18 protein-coding genes and 1 rRNA gene are annotated in these 22,207 nt (G+C 72.9%); 6 read left to right on the forward strand and 13 right to left on the reverse strand.

From position 1 onward, the window contains the following. Positions 1-77 precede the first annotated feature (77 nt). The 9 genes from ACWD12_RS11625 to ACWD12_RS11665 all read right to left on the reverse strand — a co-directional run bounded on the left by ACWD12_RS11625 (position 78) and on the right by ACWD12_RS11665 (position 10,744). Entirely contained in the window at positions 78-1,007 is a 930-nt protein-coding gene (locus ACWD12_RS11625) for a hypothetical protein (protein WP_450099359.1), read from the reverse strand. Next, positions 1,004-2,140, reverse strand: a complete 1,137-nt coding sequence (locus ACWD12_RS11630; protein WP_450099360.1) for a copper transporter — start codon at positions 2,138-2,140, stop codon at positions 1,004-1,006. The genes ACWD12_RS11625 and ACWD12_RS11630 overlap by 4 nt, the downstream gene beginning before the upstream one ends. Beyond that, on the reverse strand, positions 2,137-3,318 hold the full coding sequence (gene steA / locus ACWD12_RS11635) for a putative cytokinetic ring protein SteA (protein WP_358360725.1): 1,182 nt from the start codon (positions 3,316-3,318) through the stop codon (positions 2,137-2,139). The genes ACWD12_RS11630 and steA overlap by 4 nt, the downstream gene beginning before the upstream one ends. 299 nt (positions 3,319-3,617) lie before the next feature. Then, the gene (gene recN / locus ACWD12_RS11640; RefSeq protein ID WP_450099385.1) at positions 3,618-5,381 is read right to left on the reverse strand and encodes a DNA repair protein RecN; all 1,764 of its coding nucleotides are present in this window, start codon (positions 5,379-5,381) and stop codon (positions 3,618-3,620) included. Between the two features lie 22 nt (positions 5,382-5,403). Next, on the reverse strand, positions 5,404-6,372 hold the full coding sequence (locus ACWD12_RS11645) for an NAD kinase (protein WP_450099361.1): 969 nt from the start codon (positions 6,370-6,372) through the stop codon (positions 5,404-5,406). Positions 6,373-6,589: 217 nt separating this feature from the next. Next, complete coding sequence (locus ACWD12_RS11650; protein ID WP_450099362.1) at positions 6,590-7,396, reverse strand: TlyA family RNA methyltransferase; 807 nt, start codon at positions 7,394-7,396, stop codon at positions 6,590-6,592. Between the two features lie 42 nt (positions 7,397-7,438). Then, positions 7,439-7,801, reverse strand: a complete 363-nt coding sequence (locus ACWD12_RS11655) for a hypothetical protein (RefSeq protein WP_450099363.1) — start codon at positions 7,799-7,801, stop codon at positions 7,439-7,441. A 128-nt stretch (positions 7,802-7,929) separates the two neighbouring features. Further along, positions 7,930-8,367: a VOC family protein gene (locus ACWD12_RS11660; RefSeq protein WP_450099364.1), complete on the reverse strand. Its 438-nt coding sequence runs from the start codon at positions 8,365-8,367 to the stop codon at positions 7,930-7,932. Between the two features lie 64 nt (positions 8,368-8,431). Beyond that, the gene (locus tag ACWD12_RS11665) at positions 8,432-10,744 is read right to left on the reverse strand and encodes an ATP-binding cassette domain-containing protein (protein ID WP_450099386.1); all 2,313 of its coding nucleotides are present in this window, start codon (positions 10,742-10,744) and stop codon (positions 8,432-8,434) included. Between the two features lie 312 nt (positions 10,745-11,056). Here ACWD12_RS11665 and ACWD12_RS11670 point away from each other — a divergent pair, with 312 nt between their 5' ends. The 3 genes from ACWD12_RS11670 to ACWD12_RS11680 all read left to right on the forward strand — a co-directional run bounded on the left by ACWD12_RS11670 (position 11,057) and on the right by ACWD12_RS11680 (position 13,348). Then, entirely contained in the window at positions 11,057-11,743 is a 687-nt protein-coding gene (locus tag ACWD12_RS11670; RefSeq protein WP_450099365.1) for a TetR/AcrR family transcriptional regulator, read from the forward strand. 352 nt (positions 11,744-12,095) lie between these two features. Further along, positions 12,096-12,632: a pentapeptide repeat-containing protein gene (locus ACWD12_RS11675; protein ID WP_450099387.1), complete on the forward strand. Its 537-nt coding sequence runs from the start codon at positions 12,096-12,098 to the stop codon at positions 12,630-12,632. Between the two features lie 374 nt (positions 12,633-13,006). Beyond that, entirely contained in the window at positions 13,007-13,348 is a 342-nt protein-coding gene (locus ACWD12_RS11680) for an alkyl sulfatase C-terminal domain-containing protein (protein WP_450099366.1), read from the forward strand. A 38-nt stretch (positions 13,349-13,386) separates the two neighbouring features. Here the strand turns inward: ACWD12_RS11680 and ACWD12_RS11685 are convergent, their stop codons facing one another. Beyond that, positions 13,387-14,463, reverse strand: coding sequence for an HAD-IIA family hydrolase (locus tag ACWD12_RS11685; protein WP_450099388.1), 1,077 nt, complete (start codon positions 14,461-14,463; stop codon positions 13,387-13,389). Between the two features lie 80 nt (positions 14,464-14,543). Further along, a complete protein-coding gene (locus ACWD12_RS11690) occupies positions 14,544-15,110 on the reverse strand; it encodes a tetratricopeptide repeat protein (protein ID WP_450099367.1) in 567 nt (188 codons plus the stop codon). A 132-nt stretch (positions 15,111-15,242) separates the two neighbouring features. On the opposite strand from ACWD12_RS11690, the gene ACWD12_RS11695 reads away from it, so the two are divergent. Then, a complete protein-coding gene (locus ACWD12_RS11695) occupies positions 15,243-16,544 on the forward strand; it encodes a DUF1015 family protein (protein ID WP_450099368.1) in 1,302 nt (433 codons plus the stop codon). 860 nt (positions 16,545-17,404) lie between these two features. Next, the gene (locus ACWD12_RS11700; RefSeq protein WP_450099369.1) at positions 17,405-19,030 is read left to right on the forward strand and encodes a DUF6777 domain-containing protein; all 1,626 of its coding nucleotides are present in this window, start codon (positions 17,405-17,407) and stop codon (positions 19,028-19,030) included. 130 nt (positions 19,031-19,160) lie between these two features. Here ACWD12_RS11700 and ACWD12_RS11705 read toward each other — a convergent pair whose 3' ends face one another. Next, a complete protein-coding gene (locus tag ACWD12_RS11705) occupies positions 19,161-20,111 on the reverse strand; it encodes a hypothetical protein (protein ID WP_450099370.1) in 951 nt (316 codons plus the stop codon). 75 nt (positions 20,112-20,186) lie between these two features. Here ACWD12_RS11705 and ACWD12_RS11710 point away from each other — a divergent pair, with 75 nt between their 5' ends. After that, the gene (locus ACWD12_RS11710) at positions 20,187-22,073 is read left to right on the forward strand and encodes a hypothetical protein (protein WP_450099371.1); all 1,887 of its coding nucleotides are present in this window, start codon (positions 20,187-20,189) and stop codon (positions 22,071-22,073) included. A gap of 41 nt (positions 22,074-22,114) precedes the next feature. Here the strand turns inward: ACWD12_RS11710 and rrf are convergent. Beyond that, a 5S ribosomal RNA gene (gene rrf, locus ACWD12_RS11715) occupies positions 22,115-22,207 on the reverse strand; the annotation flags it as partial.

Genomic DNA, 22,207 nt, shown 5'->3' on the forward strand with positions numbered 1-22,207 from the left:
TCTACCAGAAGTGGGGCGTTCGGTGCGCGCGGCCGTCCACAGGCGCCGCCCGATGATCGGACTTGCCGGCATGGGACCTACGACGCCACCGGCTGCCCGGCCGACCCGGTGCCCCCGGATGACGCCGCGGTCGTCCCCGCCTCGGCCGTCCCGGCCGTCCCGTTCCCGACCGCGGAATCTGCCGGGCGCGGCGGCGCGACCGGTCGGCGCCCCAGCATGTCGATCGTGTTCAGCCACGGCGTCTTCGCGATGACCTTGGTGAAGCTGACCTTCTCGCTCGCCAGCGTCAGCCCGGCCAACACCGCGGCCCGGACGACCAGTCCGCGCCGCGACGCGCCCGCCGCCGCGGCCACGCCGAGCGCCGCGCCGAGCGCGTTCGCGCCCGCGTCGCCCAACATCGCCTTCTCGTCCAGGTCTTCGGGCAGCAGCGCCGCGGCGGCGCCGACCGGGGCGGCCGCGAGCCGCGAGCCGCGCAGCACCGGCAGCGCCCCCGCCATCAGCGTCACCTTCGCGGCCCGGCCAGGACGCAGGTCGAACAGGTTGACGACGTTCGCGCCGCCCGCGATCACCAGCCCGGCCAGCAGCTTGTCGACCGGCTTGCGCTGCACCAGCGAACCCGCGGCAAGGCCGGTCGCGCCGATCCCCAGCACCTTGACCATGCCGCTGGTGACCTCGCCCTTGGCGAGCGCACCGATGTGCCCCTTGAAGCCGCGCTTGTCCGTCGCGCCCAGCATGTCGTCGTACGTCCCGAACCCGGCCGCCCCCACGGTCGCCAGAGCCGCCGCCGCACGGTGCCGGCCCGGCACCCCGGGCGCGGTCGCGGCGGCCAGCGCCGCGCCCACCGCGCACGCCGGGCCCTCGACGAGGGTGACCACTTCGCCGCGGTGGTTGCGGCGCTCCCACAGCGCGGCCTCACCGGGCGTGAAGCGGTTGAGCATGGTGTACGCGAATCGTGCCGCGGTACCCGCGACCAGCGCGGTACGCACCGCGCGCCGAACCGAACTCACGACGTATTCTCCGGCTTCTCGGTCGTCTCGGGCTTCTTCTCCGGCAGTGCGGGGAGCCAGCCGTCCGGCCCGGTCAGCCCGTACTGCCCGGACTTCCCGGTTTCCGCCTCGACCACAAGCGCCCAGTCGACGGAGACCTGGCCCGCATCGGTGTCGGCGGCGTCGACGGTGGACACCGACTTGATCGCACGTTCGTCGCGACGCAGTGCGAAGACGGTGCCGCCGTCCTGGGCGGAGGTGGTGTCCCCGGCCAGAACCGTACCGTCGTCAGAGGCGTCGAGGGTGCGCGACAGTCCGATGTAGATGCCGTTGACGGTGCCGACGCGGCTCGGGTCGCTCGCCTTGACCGGCCCCGCGGGAGCGACGACGACCGCCAGGGTCGCGCCCTTCTCCGGATTGCCCTTGATCTCGATGAAACCGGCGTTCTTGAGGCGGTTCAGGACGGCGAGCGGCGTTTCCCCGCTCGCGGTCGCGTCGCTGCCGTTTGCGTTGCCGCCGGGTGAAAGGCTTGAGGTGGCTCCCGGGTTCGGGGTGCCCTGGGCCGTGGTCGGGGCTCCGGACGGCGGCGGACCGGACGGGGCACCCGCGGACGGCGGGGGCGTGGTCCCGGGCGTCGAAGTCGCCCCACCCGTGGGCGTCGTGGGCGTGGCCGTCTTGTGCACGAGAGCGTCCGCAAGCGCGGCGGCCGCCCGCTCGTACGACGTCGCGCCGGGGAAGTCCGAGTCGACGGCGTCGCCGAGCGCGGTCTCCTTGGCGGGATCGACCCAGCCGGACTTCAACGACACGGTGCCGGTCACCGTCGCACCCGACGCCGCCAGCGTCCGTTCGGTCTCGTCGGTGATATCGGTGTCCGCGTCCGGCAGGTTGACCAGGACGACGCTCTTGCCCTTCAGCTTGTCCGCCACCAACTCGGGCTTGGTGGCGGAGATGAAGGTGCCGGTCTTCTCGAGCTCCGCCTGAACGGCGTCCCGTTCCCTCTGCCTCGCCGCCGCGTCCCGCGCAAGGCCGTCGATCCTGTTGTTCAGGTCATCCCTGGCGAAGTCCGCGAGGAACGAACTGCCCAGCACAAGGCCCACCGACAGTGCCAGGAACACCGCGATGATGGAGACGACGTGGTACCGGAAGTCGATCAACCGAAGATTCCTTGCAGCCAGTAGACGAACGAGTCCCAGTACGCCCGGTAGACGTGGTAGTACGCCTGGCCCAAGGGGCTGACTCTGATGGTCACCGCAATGGTGGTCAATGCGGCCAGCGACATCAGGAGCAGTGACGTCGTCGAGATGCGGCTGCGGTACAGGCGGCTCACGCCCTTGGCGTCCACGAGCTTGCCGCCCACCCGCAACCGGGTGAGGAACGTACTGGCCATGCCCGCACGGCCCTTGTCCAGGAACTCCACCAGCGTCGCGTGCGTGCCGACCGCGACGATCAGGTTCGCCCCCTTGTCGTCCGCGAGCAGCATCGCGATGTCCTCGCTGGTGCCGGTCGCCGGGAACGGCACGCCGTCCAGCCCCAGTTCGTGCAGCCGCTCCATCCCCGGGGCGCGCCCGTCGCGGTACGCGTGCACCACGATCTCCGCCCCTGACCGCAGCGCCTCGTCGGAGACCGAGTCCAGGTCGCCGATGATGATATGCGGCCGGTAACCCGCCTCCAGCAGCGCGTCCGCCCCGCCGTCGACCCCTATCATCACCGGCCGGTACTCGCGGATGTACGGCCGCAGCGCCGCGATGTCCTCGCGGTAGTGGTAGCCGCGCACCACGATCAGGACCTGCCGCCCGTCCATGCGCGTCTTGATCGGCGGTACGCCCACCCCGTCGAGCAGCAGGTCGCGCTCCTCGCGGATGTACTCCAGCGTGTTCGCCGCGAACGCCTCGATCTGCACGGACAGCCCCGCCCGGGCCTCCTCCATGGCGGCGCGCACCGACTCCTTGTCGAGCATCGTGCCGACCGCTATCGGCTTGTCGCCGCGGTAGAGGATGTCGTCCTCGATGTGCACCCACTCGCCCTCGGGCAGCCGCCCGATGACGCCCTGCCCGACCGCGTCGAGCAGCGGGATGCCCGCCGCGACGATCAGCTCGGGGCCGAGGTTGGGGTAGCGCCCGCTGATCGACGCCGACGCGTTGACGACCGCCGACGGCCGGCAGGCGATCAGCGCCTCCGCGGCGACGCGGTCGAGGTCGACGTGGTCGATCACCGCGATGTCGCCCGGGTGCAGGCGTTTGGTGAGGTTCTTGGTGCGGCGGTCCAGCCGTGCGGGACCGGCGATGCCCTCGTACTCGGGCTCGCGGCGTCGACGCAGCACGGGAATCCTCATCGCGGTCATCCTGCCATGCGAACTGTCCTGGTCAGGCGGGTACCGACCGCTCCTATGGCGCCCTTCACACGGTGCGCGGACGCCCGGTGCACGGCCGTACCCAACCCGTTATGGCCTCGTGACCGGCCGGCGGGAACCGCCGGTCCGACGCCCCGCTCCGACGGGGGAACCGTCGCCGGCGCCGCCCCGGCGTCGTCCGAGCGCCGTTCCGGCACTGCTTCGGCACTGCTCTGGCACTGTTCCGGCACCGCGCCCCGGCGAAAAACCCAGGGCATGACAAAACCCGCGGAACGCTCGCGCTAGTTGCGCCGGGCCTTGCCGCCGGACTGTTCGGCCGGCTCGCGCTTGGCCGACTCGGCCGTCTCCAACAACTCCTCCGCGTGCGCCCGGCCCAGCTCGGAGTCCTCCAAGCCGGCCAGCATGCGCGACAGCTCGCGTACGCGCGCCTCGTCGTCCAGCGCCACCACACCCGACCGCGTGACGGTGCCGTCGTTCGACTTCTCGACCACCAGGTGCCGATCCGCGAACGCCGCCACCTGCGGCAGGTGGGTGACCACGATGACCTGCGCATTGCGCGCCAGCATCGCCAGGCGCCGGCCGACCTCGACCGCCGCCTTGCCGCCGACGCCCGCGTCCACCTCGTCGAAGACGAACGTCGGCACCGGGTCGGCGCCCGCGAACACCACCTCGACCGCCAGCATCACGCGGCTCAGCTCACCGCCCGACGCACCCTTGTTCAGCGCGCGCGGCGGGGCCCCGGGGTGCGGGGCGAGCTGCAGTTCGACCTCGTCGACGCCGGACGGCCCGTACGCGAGCGTCCGCCCGCCCACCGGCAGCCCGGCCGGGTCGTCCACGCCGGTGACCGCGACCGTCACGCGCGCGTGCGGCATCGCCAGCGCGGCCAGCTCGCCGGTCACCGCCTCCGCGAACCGGTCCGCCGCGGCCTTGCGGGCCTGCGACACCTCCGCGGCCAGCTCGGCCAGCTCGGCGCGCAGCGCGTCGCGCTCCGCCGCCAGCTCGTCCACCCGGTCGTCGTCGCCGTCCAGTTCCGCGAGCCGCACCGCGGACCGCTCGGCCCACGCCAGCACCTCGGCGATGTCCGCGCCGTACTTGCGGGTCAGGCCGGTCAGCGCGGCCCGCCGCTCCTCGGCGACCGCGAGGCGCACCGGATCCGCGTCGACGCCGGCGGCGTACGACGCCAGCTCCGTCGCGACGTCCGCCACCAGATAGCCGACCTCGTTCAGCCGCTCCGCGAGCGCCGCGAGCGCCTGGTCGTGCCCCGCGACCGCCTCGACCGCGCGGCGCGCCGCACCGATCAGCGTGCCCGCGTCGGCGCCCTCGACCACCGACTCCGGGTCGCCGAGCAGCGCCTCGTGCGCGGTCGTCGCCGCGGTACGCAGCGCGTCCGCGTGCCCCAGCCGCTCGGTCTCCGCGGCGAGCGCCGCGTCCTCGCCCGGCTGCGGCGCCAGCTGCTCGATCTCGGCCAGGCCGAACCGCAGCAGGTCCGCCTCCTGGGCCCGCTCGCGCGCCCGCGTCGTGATGGTCTCCAACTCGGCGCCGACCGACCGCAGCCGCTTGTGCACCCGCGCGTACGACGCCAGCGGCTTGGCCACCGACTCCCCCGCGTACCGGTCCAGTGACGCGCGCTGCCGGGACGGGCGCAGCAGCCGCTGCTGGTCGGTCTGGCCGTGCACCGCGATCAGTTCCTCGGCCAGGTCGGACAGCAGCCCCACCGGGGCCGCGCGCCCGCCGACGTGCGCCCGGCTGCGGCCCTCGGCCGAGACCGTGCGGCTCAGCAGCAGCACATCCTCGTCCAGTTCCGCACCGGCGTCGGCGGCACGGACCGCCGCGGGCGCGTCCGGCGCGAGCCGCACCCGGCCCTCCACGACGGCACGGCCCTGGCCGGTGCGGACCAGCCCCGCGTCGGCACGGCCGCCGAACAACAGGCCGAGACCGGTGACGACCATGGTCTTGCCGGCCCCGGTCTCGCCGGTGACGACGGTGAACCCCGAGGCGAGTTCGACGACGGCGTCCTCGATCACGCCGAGGCCCTGTATGCGCATCTCTTCCAGCACGGCGACGACCCTACGGGTTCTCGGGCCCCCGGACGCCAACGTCCAGGGAAACATCCGGGCTCTCCGACACATCCGCGGCGTCGGGGGTATCGTGCGGGCCCCCGCGCCACCCGCGCACCGGCAGCGCGAACTTCGCCACGAGCCGGTTCGTGAACGGCGCCTCGTGCAGGCGCGCGAGCCGCACCGGCACCGCGCCCCTGCGCACCTCGACGCGCGCACCCGGCGGCAGGTCCACCGTGCGTCGCCCGTCGCACCACAGCACGCCCTTCGGCGTCTCCGGCAGCACCTCCACCGCGAGCACCGACCGCGGCGAGACCACCAGCGGCTTCGCGAACAGCGCGTGCGCGCTGATCGGCACCATGAGCAGCGCCTCGACCTCGGGCCACACCACCGGGCCGCCGGCCGAGAAGGCGTACGCCGTCGAGCCGGTCGGCGTCGCGTACACGATCCCGTCGCCGCCCCACCGGGACAGCGGGCGCCCGTCCACCTCGGTCACCAGTTCCAGCATGCGCTCGCGCGAGGCCTTCTCGACGGCGGCCTCGTTCAGCGCCCAGTTGGTGTGCACCACGTCGCCGTTCGTCCGCACCACGACGTCGAGCGTCATGCGCTCCTCGACGTCGTAGTCCTGGCGCACGACGCGCTCGACCACCTCGCCCAGGTCCTCGCGCTCGGCCTCCGCGAGGAAGCCGACGCGGCCCAGGTTCACGCCCAGCATCGGCACGCCCGCGTCCCGCACCAGTTCGGCGCCGCGCAGCAGCGTGCCGTCGCCGCCCAGCACGATCGCCAGTTCGCAGCCCTTGGCCGCGCCCGGTTCCGCGGACACCACCTCGAAGCCGGGCAGCGCAAGCTCCTCGGCCTCCGACTCCAGCACGCGCACCACGATCCCGGCGTCGACCAGCCGGTCGACCACCAGGCGCGCACTGCGCAGCGCGGCGGGTCGCCCGGTGTGCGCGACCACAAGGACAGTACGCCCCGTCATGCCATAGCCCGCCCGTCCCGCCGACCGGCCGCCGGACCGGCCTGCCGGCCGCCCGCGTGCCCGTGTTCCCGAATGTCGTCTACCCGAATATGAACGGCCTCCTGAGGCGCCGTCAGGCGCGCTCCCGGAGCGGTTGCCCTGAACACCCGCATCGGCCGACCGTATCGCGTACCCCCGTCATCGCGCGGGGGCCGGGGAGGCCGGACTGTTGCGGGCACTACTGGGGGCCCTCGGCGACCGCGCGGTCCACCTCCGCCGGATCGAGCTCGGGCGCACCCCGCCGCATCCAGAGGAAATACTCCACATTCCCGGACGGACCGGGCAGCGGGCTGGCGGTCACACCGAGCGCGCCCAGCCCCAGGGCCGCCGCCTGCCCGGCGACCGTACGGACGGCCTCGGCGCGCAGCGCGGGCTCGCGTACGACCCCGCCTGCACCCAGCCGCTCCCGGCCCACCTCGAACTGCGGCTTCACCATGAGCACCAGGTCCGCGTCGGGCGCCGAGCACCGCACCAGCGCCGGAAGCACCAGGCCCAACGAGATGAACGACAGGTCGCCCACCACGAGCCCGGCCGGCTCGCCGACCTGATCCGGCGTCAACTCCCGGACGTTCGTCCGGTCGCGCACCGTCACGCGGTCGTCGCTGCGCAACGACCAGGCGAGCTGGCCGTAGCCGACGTCCACCGCCACCACGTGCCCGGCCCCGGCACGCAGCAGAACGTCGGTGAAGCCGCCCGTCGACGCGCCCGCGTCGATGCAGCGGCGCCCCTCGACCACCAGGCCGCGCGGCACGAACGCCGCCAGCGCCCCGGCCAGCTTGTGGCCGCCGCGCGACACGTAGTCCGGTTCGTCGTCGTCCCGCGCGACCACCACGGCCGCACTTGTCTCGACCTGCGTCGCCGCCTTGGTCGCGGTCGCGCCGCCGACCGACACGCGGCCCGCCGCGATCAACTCGCCGGCGTGCTCCCGGGAGCGCGCCAATCCCCTGCGCACCAGCTCGGCGTCGAGCCTGCGTCGTGCCGCCACGGTTGTCCTTGCCTGCCTTGTCCGGTGCTCGCCGATTGCGGATCAGCGGTCCAGACCGGCCAGGACCTCCCGCAGTTCCCGGTGCACATCTTCGTACACCTCGCCGTGCAGCTCGGTGGGCAGCACGTCCACCTGCGTCAACCGGCGCACCGCCTGGTCCACCGAGGCGTCGCCGGACGGCTCGGGGGCGTCCAGCCCGAGCGGGGTCGGCTCGGCGGTCGCGACCTCGGCCTCGATCCCGGCCTCGACCGCGGCTGCGGTCGCGACCGGGGTTCCGTCGGCGCGCCCGGCCTCGGCTCCGGTCTCGGCTCCAGTCGCGGCCCTGGTCTCGGCCGACACCTGAACGTCCGCCGCCGCGACGCCGCCGTGTTCCGTCCTCGGCGCAACATCCCACACGTTGTTCACACGCAATCCTTAGCAACCGCATCGGCCCGGGTCCACCTCGCCCGCCCGGGAACCACCGGATCCAGCGTCGTCCAGCGTCGCACCTGCCGCCGCCGCATCGGGTACGCCGGGTGCCGACACGCCCCGCCTCACACGACGCAGAACTCGTTGCCCTCCGGATCGGCCATCACCACGTGGTCCAGCCTGCCGTCCGGCGCATCCTCGCGGAGCACCGTCGCCCCCGCCGCCGTCAACCGCTCGACGGCCGCGACCACGCGCGGCATGCGTTCCTCCCACGGCACCTCCCGGCCACCTCCCGCCTGGATGTCCAGGTGCAGACGGTTCTTGGCCACCTTCGGTTCGGGGACCTTCAGGAACGAGATGTTCGGACCCACGCCGTCCGGATCGGTGAGGTACGCCCCGTCGTCCCATTCCTCCTCCGGGACGTCGTAGTGCCTCAGCCACTCCTCCCAGTCCGCGAAGCCCGCGGGCGCGGGGCGCGGCGCGTACCCGAGCGCCGCGGCCCAGAACTCCGCCAGCTTCCCGGGCTCCGCGCAGTCGACCGTCAACGTCCACCGAACAGCCACAAACGCCTCCTCTGCCGGGCGGCGGCACCGGACCGCGCCGCCTCTCGCGGCCCAGTCAACGCCATCAGGCGGCGCGAGGCGGGGATGCGGCCGCGAGGTCCTTGCGGAGGTAGTGGGCGGTGTGCGTGTCGGCGCCCGACAACTCCGCGGGAGTGCCGGCGAACACGACGCTGCCGCCGCGGCGGCCCGCCTCGGGACCGATGTCGATCACCCAGTCGGCGTGCTTGACCACATCGAGGTTGTGCTCGATCACGATCACCGTGTTGCCGGCGTCGACCAGGCGGTCCATCAGCGCGAGCAGTACGTCGACGTCGGCCATGTGCAGGCCGGTCGTCGGCTCGTCGAACACGTACACCTGCCCGGACTCGCCCAGCCGGTCCGCCAGTTTGAGGCGCTGGCGTTCACCGCCGGAGAGGGTGGACAGCGGCTGGCCGAGGGTCAGGTATCCGAGGCCGACGTCCGCCAGCCGGGCCAGCGGGCCCGCGACGCGCGCGTCGCCGCCGCCGATTTCGCCGCCGCCCTCGCCGTTGCCGTTGCCGTTGCCGTTGCCGAAGAACTCGACCGCCTCCTCGACGGTCATGCCGAGCACATCGACGATCGTCCGGCCGCCGAGGGTGTGCCGCAGGGCCTCGTCGCGGAAGCGCGTACCGCCGCAGACCTCGCACACCGTGGTCACCGGGTCCATGAACGCCAGGTCCGTCTGCACGGACCCGCGACCGCGGCAGTTCTCGCACGCGCCCGCCGAGTTGAAGCTGAACAAGGCGGCACTCACGCCGTTCGCCTGGGCGAACAGCTTGCGGACGACGTCCAGCACGCCCGTGTAACTCGCGGGCGTGGAGCGGTTCGAGGAGGCGATCGCCGACTGGTCCACCACCACCGTGTCCGGGTGCTGGTCGACCAGCGCGCCGGTCATCAGCGTGCTCTTGCCCGAGCCCGCGACCCCCGTCACCGCACAAAGCACCCCGGTCGGCACGTCGACGGAGACATCGCGCAGGTTGTGCAGCGCGGCGTCCGTCACCCGCAGCACACCGCGCGGCGTGCGGTACGCCCCCTTCAGCCCCGACACGCTCCCGAGCCGCCGTCCGGTCGGCGTCGCGGCGCCGACCAGCAACCGTGCGGGCCCTTCGTACACGACCTCGCCCCCGTGCCGGCCCGCGCCCGGCCCCATGTCGACGACGTGGTCCGCCAGCGCGATCACGTCGCGGTCGTGCTCGACCACCAGCACCGTGTTGCCCTTGTCGCGCAGCTCCAGCATCAGATGGCCCAGCCGGTGCACGTCGCGCGGGTGCAGCCCGACCGTCGGCTCGTCGAAGATGTATGTCACGCCGGTCAGGCTCGACCCCAGATGCCGCACCGTCTTCAGCCGCTGCCCCTCGCCGCCGGACAACGTCGACGTGGCGCGGTCCAAACTCAGGTAGCCGAGCCCGACCGCCTCGATTCGGCGCAGCCCGGCCAGCGCCTCGGCCGCCACCTCGGCCGCCACCGGCTCGTCGATCCGCGCCAGCAGCGGGATCAGGTCGCCGATCCCCATCGCCGACCAGTCCGCGATGTTGCGACCGTCGATACGCGACGCCAGCGCCGCCGGGTTGAGCCGCGCGCCGCCGCACGCGGGGCACGCCTGCTGCCGCACCACGCGCTCGACCGCGGCCCGCTTGTGGTCGCTGATCGCGTCCTCGCCGCGCTTGAGGTACAGGCGTTCGAAGCGGGTGGCGACGCCCTGGTACTCGTTGCGGTACACCTCGTGACGGCCCGGGCGGTCCACGGTGAAGCCGCCGCCGTACAGCAGCAGTTCGCGTTCCTCTGGGGTGAACTCGCCGACCGGCTTGTCCGGATCGAACACGCCGGACTGGGCGTACAGCTGCCAGGCGGCGCTGCCGACCTTGAACGCCGGGAAGTCGATGGCGCCTTCGTTCAGCGACTTGGTGCGGTCCACCAACAGGTCGACGTCGAGGCGCATGGTGCGGCCGAGCCCGTCGCACTCGGGGCACATCCCCTGCGGGTCGTTGAACGAGTACGCCGCCGCCAAGCCCGCGCTCGGCGTGCCGAACCGCGAGAACAGCACGCGCAGCACCGACTGCATCTCGGTCATCGTGCCGACCGTCGAACGCGAGTTCCCGCCGACCGGGCGCTGGTCGACGACCACGGCCGCGGACAGGTTCTCGATACGGGACGCCTTCGGCCGCTCGCGCTTGCCGAGCCGGTTGCGGACGAACGCCGTGAACGTCTCGTTGAGCTGCCGCTGTGCCTCGGCCGCGATCGTGCCGAACACGACGGACGACTTGCCCGAGCCGGATACGCCGGTGAACACGGTCAGCTGCCCCTTGGGTATGCGCAGCGACACGTCCTTGAGGTTGTGCTCGCGGGCACCCTCCACCACGATCCAGCCGCGCGTGGCGGGGTCGACGGGGGTCTGGCGGTCGTGTCCGCGGTGCTCCGGCGCGCCTTGCCGGGCTCGGGCGCCCTCCTCGCCCTGCCCGTGCCTTCGCTCTTGGCGCTGCCCTTGCTGCTCTTCCCGTACGCGCTCACCCCGTACGCGCTCGTCCTGGCCGCGCCCGGTGGGTCGACCGGTGGTTTCGCGGGTCGGCTGGCGATCCACGGCGTCCTCCCTCGACTCGTTTACTTGGCTACTACCCATAGCTAAAGCTACAGCCATACTATTCCGGGACGGTGACACCGATACGCTGGTCCCGTGAAGGCAAGCGAGGCCGCGACGTCGGCCGGACCCGCGACGGCAGGTCCCGTACCGGTCGGCGACCGGCGGAGCCGCCGCCGCGCCGAGACGCGCGAGGAGATCCTCGACATCGCCCTCGACCTCATGGCCGAGGAGGGCGTCGCGGGGCTCAGCCTGGCCGCGGTGGCCCGCCGCCTGGGCATCCGTCCGCCGTCGCTCTACAAGTACTTCCCGTCGCGGCACGCGGTGTACGACGCCCTGTTCCAGCGCGGCCAGGAGCAGTACCGCGACACCGTCACCGAGGCCGCCGCCCGCGCCCCCGAGCCGGGCCTCGCCGCCATCGGCACGGCGTTCGACGCGGGAGCCCGCTGGATCATGGGCAACCAGACGCTCGCGCAGCTGCTGTTCTGGCGGACCGTCCCCAAGTACGTCCCCACGCCGCAGGCCTACGCCCCGGCACTCCAGATCCGCGACCTCATGCACGGCCTCGTCCTCGCCGCCGTCGAACGCGGCGAGCTCCACCCGGACGCCGCCGGTCCGGCCGGCCTCGACCTGCTGGCGAGCCTCATCACCGGCCCGATCTCCCAGCAACTGGCCAACGAGCCGGACGTCCCCTTCGAGGACGGGCGCTACATGCCGCTCGTGGCGAGGCTGCCGGACCTGTTCGCCGCGGCGTACCCGCCGACGGACGCCGCGGCACGCTGAGCCGGCGCCCACGGCCCCGCTCCGTCGCACTCTTCCGCGCATACGACAGCAGGCGGCGGTACGGGGCGTCGCTCGCCCACGTACCGCCGCCCGCGTCGTCCCGCGTGAGGCCGACCGGCCGCAGCGCCCGTACGCCGACGTCCGACCGTTGCTACTCCTACGAGTCCGCTACTGCGGCGAACCGTCCTGGTCCGTCGGGGGCTTCGGCGGAGCCGCCGGCTTCGGCACCGCCGCCGGCTTCGCCGGTGCCGTCTTCTTGGCGGGTGCTTTCGCCGGGGCCTTCTTCCCGGCGGCGGGCTTGTCGGCCGCGGTCTTGCCCGAAGTGGCCTTGGCGGCAGTGGACTTCGACGCCGTGCTCTTCGCGGGTGCGGTCTTGGCGGGTGCGGTCTTGGCGGGTGCGGTCTTGGCAGGTGCGGTCTTGGCAGGTGTGGTCTTCGCCGGGGCCCGCTTGGCAGCCGCGCGCTTCGCCGCCTTCGCCGGGGTGACCGCCCGGCGCGCGAACGGAGCATCCTCCTCGGGCACCGAAGGCGGCGCCGGGGCGGCCGCCGCACGCGCCGGCTTGCGCACCGGCACACGCTCCTCGTCCGCCCGCTCGTCGTCCGCGACCGGCACGGCCTGCGCCCGGGTCGCCCGCGGCGGAGCCGACAACACGGCCAACCGGTGCTCCAGGTCGGTGATCCGCCGCTCGGCCCGCGCCAAGTCGTCCTCGACGCGCCGCAGGTCGTCCGTCCACGGCCGCAGCCGTCCCATGGCCTTGTCGACCTCGCTGCGCACCACTCCGACGAGCAGGTCCCGGTTCGCCTTGCCGGTCGCGAACAGATCGTCCGCCACCTGCTGCACGTACTGCGGCACGGCCTGCGCCTGCTGCGCCACCTGCGCCGGGACGTGATCGAGGTCCACGCCGCTCTTCTCCACGAGCTGCTTGGCCGCCTCCGTCACCTTCTGCACGGTCATCTCGGTCAGGCCACTCGCAATCTGCAAGTAGCTGCGCAGTGCGTCACGCATGATCCGGCGCCTCCTGGGGCTCCCTCGGGCTGGCGGCGGTACGTGCGGGTCTCGTCCCGCACGAACCCGGGTCGTGACACGCCGCGTTCCGGCGCCCCCGACTCCTGCCGTGGTCTCTCGCAATCGACGCTACCGCGTCCCCGCCCCGCAGACCGCGCGCAGCGGGCCGATCGGGGACATCAGGGACAAGGGATAGGTCACCCCGAACCCGGGGTACCGTCTGGCAGCGGGCCGGGACCGGAAGGGGACACTCCACATATGGCGACCGTCGAGGAATGCCGCATCGCACTCGAACAACTCTCCGCCAAGCTCGGCGGCGCCGACGGCGACCTCGGCCGCGCAGCCCGGCTGGACCGCAGCCTCAGCTGCCGCATCACCGACCTGGACACCACCTTCACAGGCCGCCTGCACGACGCCGCCCTGCACGACATCACCACCGAACCCGCCCGCGACAAGGCCCAGATCCGCCTGGAGACGTCGAGCGACGACCTCGTCGCCCTCGTCAACGGCGACCTCAACTTCGCCTCCGCCTGGGCGCGCGGCCGTGTCAAGCTGGAAGCGTCCTTCAAGGACCTGCTGACCCTCCGCAAACTCGTCTGACGGCGACCCACCCCGCCCCGGCAGTCACCGCCCTGCGGTCACAGCCCCAGGGCGGCGAGCGTTTTGGCGGCGTGGGAGAGGTCCACGCCGGTGGCTTCGGAGGACTTGGGCGCGTCGTCGTCGGCGTCGTCGGAAGCGGGGTCAGAAGCAGCGTCAGAAGCAGCTTCCGGGGCGGCGTCGGAGGCGGCCCAGACGGCTGCGCAGGCGGCGCGGAGGGCGTCGTACGGCTCGCCGTCGCCCTCCAGCACCAGGCGGCCGCCGTCGACCCGCGCCGTGCAGTCGCCGCAGACCCAGGCGCCGTCCCCGTCCTCGGCCTCGGTCGGGCGGGGCAACTCGGCCAGCAGCGCCCGCAGATCGGCCGCCACGTACGTCGGACGCATACGCGGCGACGCGACCAGCAACTGCGGCACGTCGGTCACGCCGGTCATCACCAGCAGGCTGTCCACGCCCCCGTTCACCGCGCCCTCGATGTCGGTGTCCAGGCGGTCCCCCACCACCAGCGGGCGCTTCGCCTTCGTACGCAGCATCGACTCGCGGTGCAACGGCAGTTCCGGTTTCCCGGCCGCGACCGGCTCGACGCCCGTGGCCGCACGCACAACCCCCACCAGCGCGCCGTTGCCGGGTGCGATGCCGCGCTCGGTCGGGATCGTCAGGTCGAGGTTGGAGGCGATCCACGGCAGTCCGGCGCCCACCGCGTACGACGCCTCCGCCAGCAGCGCCCAGTCCACCGTCGGCGCGAAGCCCTGCACCACCGCCACCGGATCGTCCTGCGCCGAGGACACCGGTTCGAGGCCCCGCTCGCGCAACGCCGCGACCAGCCCCTCACCGCCCACCGCCAGCACCGCCGACCCGGCCGGGAACCGCTCCGCCACCAGGCGCGCCGCGGCCTGCGCGGACGTCACCACGTCGGACGGGTCGGCCGGCACCCCGATCTCGGTCAGGTGCGCGGCGACGGCCTCCGGCGTGCGCGACGCGTTGTTGGTGACGTACGCCAGCGCCATCCCCATCCCGCGCGCCCGTTCGAGCGCCTCAGGAGCGTGTGGCACCGCCTTCTGCCCCGTGTAGACGACGCCGTCGAGGTCCAGGAGCGCGACGTCGTACGCCTCCGCAGGCACCTGCGCCCCCTTGCCGCCCCCGGCATCGGCCGACCCGCCGCCCGTCGCTCCCGCGCCGCCCTCCGCCGCCACCTCATCGCTCACGCCGACCGTCCTCCCGCATCGCCCACGTCGCCGACTCCACCCACACCACCCGCTCCGCCCATACCGTCCTTGCCCGGGGAGCCGCCGCGCTTGCGCGCGCCTTCACCCTCCCGCGCACGCAGCGTCGCCCGCGCCTGGGTCAGCGCCACACGGTAGTGCTTGGTCCCAGGGCGCATCGCGACCGCCAGCGCCAAATGCTCCACCGCGGTCTCGAAGTCACCCACCCGGGCCGCCGACAGCCCCCACCCGAACTGCGCGTAGTCGTCCGCCGGATCCGACTCCGCGACCACCCGGAACTCGCGCAGCGCCTCGGCGTGCTGGCCCGCGTCGAACAGCGCGCGGGCCAGCGCCTCACGTACGCTCCGCGACTCCGGCGCCACCCCCGCCGCCCGGGCCAGCAACTGGGCCGCCGCCGCGGGGTGACCCGAATCGAGCAGGTCCAGGCCACGGCGGTACCAGTCGTACACATCCCCCTGTGGAGCCCCTCCCCCGGACGGCGAATCCGGGCCGCCGCGCGACTCGCCCGCCCCGCCCCCGAACTGCTCTTGCGGCCCACCCGTCATCGTCCGCTCCCGTCCGTCGCGCCCGACGCCGCCGGGGCGGCCGCGCGGTCAGCGACCCCCGCGCGACAACCCGACCCGCGGCCGCCGGGGAACCCGGCGCTCCCGCGCGATCATGGACGTAGCATGCCCGTCATGGACCACGCCGACACGAACGGGCTTGATCTCGCGCCATTCCGAGGGCTGCGCTACGACCCCGCGAAGGTCGGCGACCTCGCGCTCGTCACCTCGCCTCCGTACGACGTGATCGAGCCCGGCGGAATCGGTCTCCTCGAGGACGCCGAGCCGCACAACATCGTGCGCATCGTCCTGCCGCGCGCGGACGCGTGCGGCGCCGAGGGCCCGTACGCCCACGCCGGGGTGACCCTGCGCACCTGGCTCGGGGAAGGCATCCTGCGCCCCGACCCCGAACCCGCGCTGTACGTCTACGAGCAGATCACCGCCACCGCACACCAGCGCGGCCTGATCGGCGCCCTCGCGCTCGGCGACGGTCGGGGCGGCAACCCGGCCGTCCTGCCGCACGAGGACGTGATGCCCGGCCCCGTCGCCGACCGCACCGAGCTGATGCGCGCCACGCAGGCGAACCCGGAGCCGATCCTGCTCGCGTACACCGGCGACGGCCCCGCCTCTGACGCGGTCGACTGCGCCGCGACCGCCGGGCGGCCGCTGCTGGACACGCGCACGCCCGACGGCACCGAGCACCGCCTGTGGGCCGTCACCGACCCCGCCGAACTCGCACGCATCGCGGCGGACCTGGCGACCCGTCAGGCGCTGATCGCGGACGGCCACCACCGCTGGGCGGGCTACCGCCGCCTCCGCGACGACGCGCACGCGTCCGGGCTGGGTGCCGGGGCCTGGGACCGCGGCCTCGTGCTGCTCGTCGACACGGCCCGCTACCCCCTCCAAGTCGGCGCGATCCACCGCGTGCTGCCCGGCCTGTCCGTGCCGCGCGTACTCGACGAACTGCGGTCCCACGGCCCCGCGGGCTCCGGGGCGTTCCTGTCCCGCCGCGTCGAGGACCCGTGGCCGTCGGTGCTGTGGACGCTCGAACGCGCGGAGGGGCCGGCGTACCTCCTGACCGGCGACGGCACGTTCCACCTGCTCACCGACCCGGACCCGGAACTGCTCCACCAGGCCGTCCGGTACGACCGCCCGGCGGCGTGGCGCTCCCTCGACGCGACGATCCTGCACGCCGCGCTGCTCGACCACGTCTGGCGGGTCCCCGACGACCCGGCGCACATCACGTACCACCACGACGCCGTGGCGGCCATACGGGAGGCGCAGCGCACCGGCGGCAGCGCGCTCATCCTCCGCCCGACGAGCGAGAGCGTCGTACGCGAACTCGCCCAGCAGTCGGTACGCATGCCCCGCAAGTCCACGTCGTTCGGCCCCAAGCCCGCCACCGGCCTGGTCCTGCGCAGCCTGTCGCTGGACTGAGCCGACCGGGACGGGTGGCGGGGCCGGCAGGTCAGCGTGCCGCCAAGTCAGCGTGCCGCCAGGTAGATCCCGCCGGCGAGCAGGGCCAGGGCGGCGGCAAGGAGAACGGCGCCGACGACGCCGAAGCGCACGATGTCCGGCTCCGGGTCCGAGTGCGCCCCGCGCGCCTCGTCCTCGCCATGGCCGGACGCTATTGGAGACGATCACCGCCGTGCGGCGACCTCGCACTCGGCTGATGCCCAATCAGTCAGGGCTAGTTATCATAGTGAACTAGATGGGTGCCCGGGGAACGTCTCGTCATGATCGACAGGGTTGCCGCCGCAGCCCCGGCGCGGGCGCCGAACCCCGGAGCCCGGCTGAACGCCCTCGAACCCGACCTGGCGGCCATCCGCCTGCCGAACGCCCTTGAGCCCGGCCCGGGGCCCCCGAATTCCGATCATGATTCCGACCATGCGCGCCGCATTTCCGGGGCCGAGTTGCCGGTGCCACGCCTCCCAACGAGAATTCCTCCTTCCGCGATCTTCGACTTCGGCAGCCGAAACGTTCCGACCCCGCAAAAACACCAACTCTGTTGCCCAGTCGTGGAAAAACTGTGGTGCGCCCGCGTCGTCGAAGGGGCATCTTTGATGAGATAGGAAGTGGCAGAGGCCGCGCGGGGGTACGCCGGCCGATGTGGGGGGAGTCCCGAAGTGTCTGTCTTCCCGTATTCCGGCATGCCTTCCGACAGAGGGCCAGAGTACGCATCCGAGCGGCCGCGATCCGCCCGGTCGACGAAAAACCCGGCAGGATTTCCGACGCGAGTGGCGACGCCGCAGCCGCGGCCACGGAGCACCCGTCCGCCCACAGTTCTCGGGGCCCTGGTGGCCGTCGTCGCGGCGCTCGCGATGACGGTGTCCGGCTGCGGCCCCCTCCTGGCGCAGGGCGCGAAGAAGCTCGTCCCGGTCGTCGCCGAGGCGCTTCTCGTGGCCGGGGCCGACGCGTTCCTGGCGCACGCCACCGCTCAGGACCGCACCGATGTGACCCCGGTGGGCAAGGGCGGCTCCCACGAGGGCGACGAAGTCGGCCTCTACGGCGGTTCGTTGAAGGCCAGTGTCTGCGACAAGAAGCAGCTCATCGCCTTTCTGACCGCCCCGGCCAATGCCAAGAAGGCCGCCGAGTGGGCGCGGGTCATGGGCATCCAGGTCGACGAAATCCCGAAATTCATCAACGCCCTGACCCCGGTGACGCTGCGATTCGACACCTTGGTCAAGAACCACCGGTTCACCAAGGGCAAGGCGGACGCGTACGAGTCGCTGCTGCCCGCCGGAATGGCCGTCCTCGTACGGGCGAACGGCCTGCCCGCGGTGAAATGCAACTGCGGCAATCCGCTGGGCGCCAGTAAGGCGAAGATCGAGAACATCGACGTCAAGATCAACGACCCCGGCTGGAAAGGCCGTTACCGCCCCGACAAGGTCCGCAAGGTCAAGCCGGTCAAGGACGAGGTCGCGACGTTCAAGCTCACAAACCTCGACGTCGCCGACGACACCAGCATCGAGCGGCCCCAGGGCAGCGCGGGCGACGCGGACCGGGCCGGCGCGAAGATCGTCCCGGAACCCGACCTGATGCTCTCCGTGGCCGAGGTCGTCCCGGGAGCGGAGTACCAGGCCACGGCATCGAACTTCCGCCCAGGCGAGACCGTCAACTTCGGCCCGAAGGACGCGAAGGACGCGAAGAACAAGCCGTACGCCGTGGCCACCGCCGACAAGAACGGCACGGCCACCGCGACGATCACCACAGACGCCGACGCCAAGACCGGCGAGAAGACCGTCTACGCACACGGCTCCCAGAGCGGCCTGACCGCGAGCGCCGAACTGACCGTCGCCAAGCCGGAGGACGTCGAACCCGTCCCGAGCGGCAGCGGCGGCACCCCCGGCGGGCCCCAACTCGCCCTCGCGCCCACGACGGTCGCGGACGGCGGCACGTTCACCGCAAAGGCGACCGGCTTCGAGCCCGGCGAGAACGTGCTGTTCACGCGTACCGGAGACGAACCCGCCAAGCTGGGCCAGGCCGAAGCGGACGACACCGGTACCGCGACACTCAAGCTCACCGAGGACCAGGGGCCGGGGACGTACAGCCTCCAGGCGAAGGGCGCCGACAATGGCGCCGCCGCAAACGCCACGCTGACGGTCACCGCGGACGGTTCGTCGCCCAGCGCCCCGGCGCCCACCGCCAAGATGACCCTGCGCCCGGCGACCGTCGCGGTCGGCGGCGACGTCGACATCGTGCTGACCGGGTTCAAGGCCGACGAGGACATCGAGGTCACCCGCACCGGCGTCTCGGCAGGCACCGTGGCACTGGCGACGGCGGACTCCTCCGGGAAGGTCACGGTGACCGAGTACGCCGGCGACACCTCCGGCACGTCGACCGTCAAGGCGCGAGGCGTGAGCAGCGGACGCGAGGCAACGGCCAAGCTGACCGTGACCAGTGGCGCCGGGACCTCGACCTGACGGACGGACAGATCCCTGCGGGGGTCCGTGTGAGGGACGCACAAAAGCGAGTGGCCCGGCACCGGGAAATCCGGTGCCGGGCCACTCGCCCGTCTATCGGCTGAGCCGACGACGTGTCGTGCGTCGGGCGTCAGTCGCGCTTGTCGGCGTCGTCGTCCGCCTCGGAATCGGAGTCGGAGTCGGACGGGGCTTCGTCGTCCTCGTCATCGTCCTCGTCGTCTTCTTGGTCGTCTTCTTCGTCGTCCCGCTCGACGTCGTCGGCGTCAACGTCCACGACGTCGTCGGGTTCCAGATCGTCGTCGTCATCGAGGTCGTCGTCGGCGAAGACGTCGATCTCGCCCTCGTCCTCGCCCTCGTCGCGGACGTCATCCGCGGCAGGACGGTTGTCGCGGCGGGCGCCCTCGCGGTCACCGCGCGACGACTCGATCTCGTCAATCTCCTCGTCGATGTCGTCGAGTTCGGGGTCGTACGCGTCGACGAACTCCAGGCCGTCCAGCTCCGCGAGCCGCTGCGCGGCTCCCGTCGAGCCGTCCGCGTCCGCGTCCGACGCACGTGCGAACCATTCGCGTGCCTCGTCCTCACGCCCGACCTCGAGGAGCGCGTCGGCGTACGCGTACCGCAGCCGTGCCGTCCACTCCTTCGTGCCCTGCGCGTTCAGCTCGGGCACCTGGAGCGTGACGACGGCCGCGTCGAGCTGGCCCATGTCGCGGCGCGCGCCGGCGGCCACGATGCGCAGCTCGATCTGGGCGGCCTTGTCGAGCTCCTTGACCTCAGGCGCGCCGGCCATTTGCAGCGCACGCTCGGGACGCCCGAGCCCGCGCTCGCAGTCGGCCATGACCGCCCAGTGCTCCGCCGAACCCGTCATACGCCGGGCAGCCCGCAGCTCGGACAGCGCCTCGGTGTAGCGGCCCGTCATGTACGCGGCGATCCCCGCCGCCTCACGCACCGCCGCAACCCGCGACGCGAGCCGCAGGGCCACACGCGAGTACAGGTACGCCTGTTCGGGGTCCTCGTCCACCAGGCGCCCGGTCATCACGAGGTTCTTCGCGACGTCGTCGGCAAGCGTCTTCGGGAGGCTCATCAACTCGCGGCGTGCCGCGGAGTCGAGCTCCTCGCCGGTGACGTCCGCCGGGATCGGCAGCCGGTCGATGGGCGAGTGGTCGCCACGGCGCTCGCGCTCGTCGTGCTGGAACGGACGGCGGTTCCCGCGGTCGCCACGGTCGTTGCGGTCGCCGCGGTCACGGTCGCCGTAGGACGGACGCCGGTCGCGGTCCCCGCCCCGGTCACCGAAAGAGGGACGACGGTCGTCACGCGGCTGGAACGTACGACGCTCTCCCCCACGGTCGTCACGATCCCGGTTGAACGAGCGACGCTCACCGCCGCCGGCGCCGCCGCCCTGGCGGTCGCGGTCCCCGTAGGAGGGACGCCGATCCCGATCCGGGCCGCGGTCGCCGTACGAAGGACGGCGGTCGCGGTCGCCACCACGCTCTGCTCCCCGGTCAGTTCCCCGGTCGGCACCGCGGTCGCCGTAAGACGGACGGCGGTCGTCACGCTGCTGGAACGGGCGCCGATCGTCGCGGCCACCCGACTGTCCCTGGCGGTCGCCGCGGTCACGGTCGCCGTAGGACGGACGCCGGTCGCGGTCCCCGCCCCGGTCACCGTAAGAGGGACGACGGTCGTCACGCGGCTGGAACGTACGACGCTCTCCCCCACGGTCGTCACGATCCCGGCTGAAGGAACGGCGCTCGCCGCCACCCTGGCTGCCGCCCTGGGCGCCGCGGTCGCGGTCGCCGTAGGACGAGGGGCGTCGGTCGTCGCGGGGCGGGTACGAGCGGCGCTCGCCACCACCACTGCCACCGCCCTGACGGTCCCGATCCCCGTACGACGGACGACGGTCACGATCCGGGGCACGGTCGCCGTACGACGGACGCCGGTCGCGGTCGCCACCACGCTGCGGTCCCCGGTCGGCTCCCCGGTCCGCGCCGCGGTCGCCAAAGGACGGGCGGCGGTCGTCACGCTGCTGGAACGTACGGCGCTCGCCACCACGGTCGTCGCGGTTGTCCCGCTGGAAAGGACGGCCTTCGCGGCCTCCCCGGCCCTGGGCGCCACTGCCGCCGCCCTGGGCGCCGCGGTCGCGGTCGCCGTAGGACGAGGGGCGTCGGTCGTCGCGGGGCGGGTACGAGCGGCGCTCGCCACCACCACTGCCACCGCCCTGACGGTCCCGATCCCCGTACGACGGACGACGGTCACGATCCGGGGCACGGTCGCCGTAGGACGGACGCCGGTCGCGGTCCCCACCCCGGTCACCGTAAGAGGGACGACGGTCGTCACGCGGCTGGAACGTACGACGCTCGCCACCACGGTCCTCACGATCCCGGTTGAACGAGCGACGCTCACCGCCGCCGGCCCCGCCGCTTCCGCCCGGAGCACCCTGACGGCCGCGGTCGCGATCGCCGAAGGACGGGCGGCGGTCGTCACGCCCACCACGGTCGTCGCGGTCGCGGTTGTAAGGCGGACGCCGGTCCCCGCCATCGCGGTTGAAGGGCGGGCGACGGTCGCCACCGCCGCCACCCCCGCCACTGGCGCCACCTTCACGGTTGTACGGAGGACGTCGGTCGCCGCCGCCGTCACGCTGACCATAGGAGGGACGCCGGTCGTCACGTCCGCCGGAGCTGCCGCCGCGGTCGTCGCGCGGCTGGTGCGGACGACGTTCGCCGCCTTCGCGCGAACCACCGCCGTCGTTGCGGAACGGCCGGCGGTCGCCACCGCCTCCGGATCCACCACCCGAGAATCGTCCGCCGCCACCAGGTCCGCGCCGACCGGCACCCCCCGAGTTCTGCGAACCACCGGAACGGCGATGCGGTCGCCCCTCAGAGGGATTGGACATGGGTTTGACTCCTCGGATCATCGAACGGGCGTGGCCGTCACCACGGCCGCGACTCCCATTGTCCCGCACCGGAAGAGGCCCGGCGCACCAGGCGTGTTGACGCTGTCGCCGGTGGGAATTCCTACGGGACTGAAAAAGATCTGCAAACGCAATTAAGGGGTTCCACCGAGCGGTGGAACCCCTTAATTGTAAGTAAATTCCGGCGGCGTCCTACTCTCCCACACCCCTTCGAGTGCAGTACCATCGGCGCTGAAGAGCTTAGCTTCCGGGTTCGGAATGGGACCGGGCGT

The organism is Streptodolium elevatio (assembly GCF_053592165.1).

Bases quoted from the DNA above. Each gene is read 5' to 3' on its own strand.
- ACWD12_RS11695 (WP_450099368.1), top strand. From the start codon at position 15,243: ATGGACCACGCCGACACGAACGGGCTTGATCTCGCGCCATTCCGAGGG.
- recN (WP_450099385.1), bottom strand. From the start codon at position 5,381: ATGCGCATACAGGGCCTCGGCGTGATCGAGGACGCCGTCGTCGAACTC.
- ACWD12_RS11645 (WP_450099361.1), bottom strand. From the start codon at position 6,372: ATGACGGGGCGTACTGTCCTTGTGGTCGCGCACACCGGGCGACCCGCC.
- ACWD12_RS11705 (WP_450099370.1), bottom strand. From the start codon at position 20,111: ATGAGCCTCCCGAAGACGCTTGCCGACGACGTCGCGAAGAACCTCGTG.
- ACWD12_RS11680 (WP_450099366.1), top strand. From the start codon at position 13,007: ATGGCGACCGTCGAGGAATGCCGCATCGCACTCGAACAACTCTCCGCC.
- steA (WP_358360725.1), bottom strand. From the start codon at position 3,318: ATGAGGATTCCCGTGCTGCGTCGACGCCGCGAGCCCGAGTACGAGGGC.
- ACWD12_RS11690 (WP_450099367.1), bottom strand. From the start codon at position 15,110: ATGACGGGTGGGCCGCAAGAGCAGTTCGGGGGCGGGGCGGGCGAGTCG.